We start from the raw sequence: 2,615 nt of genomic DNA, 5'->3' as shown, positions 1-2,615 counted from the left end.
CTTCAGGATGAGGCGTTGGGCCAGAGGAGATGTACTCAAGGGCTCTTCGTCATGCCCAATTCAGCATCATCAAGCAGTGCCTTGGCCAGTGCGCAGAGGTAGTGCGAGGCCCAGAGCAGCTGAGGTTTGTCTTCCATCAGGCCGTCAAGCGTCAGGTCACGGGCATAGCCCATCAGTTCCGAGGCTTGTTCGCGGGCGCTGTGGCAGGGGATGCCGGGTTCGATGCGGAAGAGGGGATGGGTCTGGTTTTTACCCTGGTAGAAGGTGGTTTTGCCAACAGTGAAGCTGGTCTCTTCGGTGGCCATTGTTTGATCTCCCTGAAGTTGTAGTGCCTGGGCTGGCCCTGTCGCCGGCAAGCCGGGCTCCCACAGATTTCACCGAACGCCTGAGGGTCGCCTGATACCTCAGGGGTGGCGCTGTGCGAGGGGACAAGCCGGGGAAAGCGTCAGGCCAGGCGGATCATGTTGCGGACTAATTCAACGTCTGCGGATCAGCGGACTTTTGTACTTGAACCAGCGCCGACTCGAGCAATTTGCGCAGGGCATCAAGCTCGTGCATTGAGGTCATGATCAACAAGGACACGGGTGATTTGGGCTGCATCAACATTGCCTGTTGGGCAACGGCTTCCGCGCAGAGTGCGTAGTCAGCAGCAATCATCAATGTGTCTTCGAGGGAGTGAGAGTTGTGAGGTGGATCGGGAACGATTTTCAGCATGGTGTGGCTCCTGTCGTAATGGAGCAACCACCAACCGCGGCTAAACGAATAGGTGGCAGCTGTACGCGGGTTAGCCGACCGGGACGTCAGGCACCCGGCGCACCCGAAGGTGCCCCACGCACAGCCGCCATAGAGGCGCTAATGCCGATTGCTCGGTATTGCACGGCTGCGGTGTCCGACGTTTTTTGGGCGGCTAACCCAGTCGCTGAGTGACAACGACGTGCCGAGACTAGAGACCACATTTAGCGTGTGCAACGAAAAACAGGCGTCGGAAGTATCTTTGGGAAACGTCCTACAAGAAAGTGCCTTAATCTGATTTTTTCAGCCATTAGGCGTAACAACATGTAACGCGTGCGCGTCAGCAATCCGCTTACATACTTCGTAAGCGGAGGCTGAAGGCGCTACGCAGTGTCAGTTAGATTCCGAGTGAGTCAGCGTCAGCTGGCTGATCACACAGACCGATCCATCTTCAGCCGGCGTGCTGTCGCTGTAGTCGATCTGGTTGTACACCCCCCCATGGAAGTTCAGCAGCGAGGATCGCCACGAACTGTCCATCTCCAATCTGCCAGACGACCCGGCATGGCCGTTGCACTCGGCCGTGACCGTCAATGCCCCCGACGCCAGCGCGCGAATGGTGACCTTGAACTTTGCCCCCAGCGGCACGCCTTTGAGCAGCGTCGTGTTGGTCGGGCTCGCTTGGTTGAACGTGCTGCGGAAACCCAGGGTGATGTTCCCCTTGCTCCAGAAGACTTTCACCGGCGGGCTGTCGTCGTCCTTCACGTGTAGCTGCGAGATGACGACTTTCTGGGCCGAGTTGACCTTGGTGAGCGTCATCTCCTGCAGGTTGATGTGTTCATCGGCGCTGGCCAGCGACCAGTAGACCGGCTCTTTCCATTCGCACCGGGTGCGGTGGGTGCTCTTGCTCGAAGCGCCCTTGGTCGGTGCCGAAAACCGGATCGAGCCGTCGGACAAGACTTTCACCACTTCCGGCAGCTGCGCGATGGCCTCGGCGCCGGTGAATTCCAGTGCCACCGGGTTGGTGGGGGAGGTGGGTACAGGGGTGGTGATGGTCAGGTTATTGATGTTGACGGTCATTGGATTTTCCTCTTGAAAAGGGTCATCGGCAGGATTGCCTTCGTTGCTCGTCGGTATCGTCCCGGCGATGAACAAATTTAAGCAAGCTGAAATTAGGAGGTCAAGGGCTTGCTGAAATTATTTTCAGTATTCTGAAATTTGGAATCGAAAAAATGCCCGCAGCGTCGCGGGCAAGATGCTCAGAGGTCAGTGAAGTCGCGCCAGGTGATGCGGATCAGGCCGGTGTCCGTCTTCTCGATGCAGACCCCGGTGGTGGCCTCCAGGTCGTCAAGAAGCCTTTGCCAGTCAGTCGCTGACTCGTCCGCTGCGGGACTTATTTCAACGCACTGCCGTTTCTGCACGTGGGGTGAGGAGATGGCCTGCTGGATCCTGTACCCGAGCCGTTCGTAGGAGCTGGCTGCTGATTGTGAGAAGGCGAGAGGTAGCATGTAAGAAAACTCCCTTTACTGTGCATGCATACAGTTATCCGGTTTGTGGGGATTTTTCAAGCGGGGATGTCGATGGGGTGGCTGGTGCCTGCCTAGAGGGGGGTGGTGGGGTGGAAATCGAGCGCCTGGCTTGAGGGGGATGGTGGGGCGGAAATCGAGCGCCTGGCTTGAGGGGGATGGTGGGGCAGAAATCGAGCGCCGCCCGCGCGGCGCTCGCTCCTACGTTTGTTGCAACGTGTCTATGCCTGATAGGCCATGGTTGCCTGCCTTGTTGGTACGACGCGATTTTTGCGTTGGCGCTAGCCTCACCTCGATATTTCGGCGTGCGCCAAAGGCGGACAACCATGGCCTTACAGACCGTGGCACGTTGCAACAAAC

4 protein-coding genes are annotated in these 2,615 nt (G+C 57.9%); all 4 read right to left on the bottom strand.

Annotation, left to right across the window (positions count from 1 at the left end):
- Positions 1-35 precede the first annotated feature (35 nt).
- The gene (locus PPL01S_RS23445; protein WP_028625630.1) at positions 36-305 is read right to left on the bottom strand and encodes a DUF3077 domain-containing protein; all 270 of its coding nucleotides are present in this window, start codon (positions 303-305) and stop codon (positions 36-38) included.
- 166 nt (positions 306-471) lie between these two features.
- Positions 472-714, bottom strand: a complete 243-nt coding sequence (locus tag PPL01S_RS23440) for a hypothetical protein (protein WP_028625629.1) — start codon at positions 712-714, stop codon at positions 472-474.
- 411 nt (positions 715-1,125) lie between these two features.
- Positions 1,126-1,809, bottom strand: a complete 684-nt coding sequence (locus PPL01S_RS23435) for a polysaccharide lyase family 7 protein (RefSeq protein WP_028625628.1) — start codon at positions 1,807-1,809, stop codon at positions 1,126-1,128.
- Between the two features lie 179 nt (positions 1,810-1,988).
- Positions 1,989-2,237 carry a DUF1654 domain-containing protein gene (locus tag PPL01S_RS23430; protein ID WP_028625627.1) on the bottom strand — a complete coding sequence of 83 codons (249 nt, stop codon included), beginning with the start codon at positions 2,235-2,237 and terminating at the stop codon, positions 1,989-1,991.
- Between the last annotated feature and the right edge of the window lie 378 nt (positions 2,238-2,615).

The organism is Pseudomonas plecoglossicida NBRC 103162 = DSM 15088 (genome assembly GCF_000730665.1).
Taxonomy (GTDB): Bacteria; Pseudomonadota; Gammaproteobacteria; order Pseudomonadales; family Pseudomonadaceae; genus Aquipseudomonas; species Aquipseudomonas plecoglossicida.
The sequence above is the reverse complement of the archived record's forward strand: the minus strand, read 5'-3'. Positions and strand labels throughout refer to the sequence as shown.

Excerpts from the sequence above, each read along its gene's own strand:
- PPL01S_RS23445 (WP_028625630.1), bottom strand. The coding sequence starts at position 305 with ATGGCCACCGAAGAGACCAGCTTCACTGTTGGCAAAACCACCTTCTAC.
- PPL01S_RS23440 (WP_028625629.1), bottom strand. The coding sequence starts at position 714 with ATGCTGAAAATCGTTCCCGATCCACCTCACAACTCTCACTCCCTCGAA.
- PPL01S_RS23435 (WP_028625628.1), bottom strand. The coding sequence starts at position 1,809 with ATGACCGTCAACATCAATAACCTGACCATCACCACCCCTGTACCCACC.
- PPL01S_RS23430 (WP_028625627.1), bottom strand. The coding sequence starts at position 2,237 with ATGCTACCTCTCGCCTTCTCACAATCAGCAGCCAGCTCCTACGAACGG.